Source organism: Demequina lignilytica, assembly GCF_030418375.1.
Classification (GTDB): domain Bacteria; phylum Actinomycetota; class Actinomycetes; order Actinomycetales; family Demequinaceae; genus Demequina; species Demequina lignilytica.
Genome location: NZ_JAUHPZ010000026.1, coordinates 1 through 379, shown reverse-complemented (window position 1 = coordinate 379; position 379 = coordinate 1). Strand labels below are relative to the sequence as shown.

The window sequence follows — 379 nt, the reverse complement described above, 5'->3', positions numbered from 1 at the left end:
AGACCTGATGGCCGCCCGACGCGGGTCGACCCGCGCTGAGGCGTTCCGGCTCCTTGGCGTCGGTCGCCTCCTCGAGGACGCCGAGAACGCCGCCGCAATCGACGAGCTCGACAACGGTGACACCGACACCCCCAACCCCCACCCCGACGGCGCCCCCAACCCTGACCCTGATGGCGGCGGTGACCCTGATGGCGACCCCGACCCTGATGGTGGTGGTGACCCTGATGGCGGCGGTGAGCCTGACCCTGACGAGGCGACCCCCGACCCGACACCGACTCCCACGCCGCCGCCGCCGCGGCATCGGTATGTGGCGGCGGCACTGGCGGCAGGGGACCTGTCGGTCGAGGCGGCCTCGCAGATCACCGTGATGCTCGACGCC

At 72.6% G+C, this 379-nt stretch carries 1 protein-coding gene; it reads left to right on the top strand.

What is annotated here, in order from left to right; translation table 11 throughout:
• Positions 1 to 379, top strand: a 379-nt coding sequence (locus tag QQX13_RS13795) for a hypothetical protein (RefSeq protein ID WP_301153693.1), incomplete at both ends; no start/stop codon positions are given.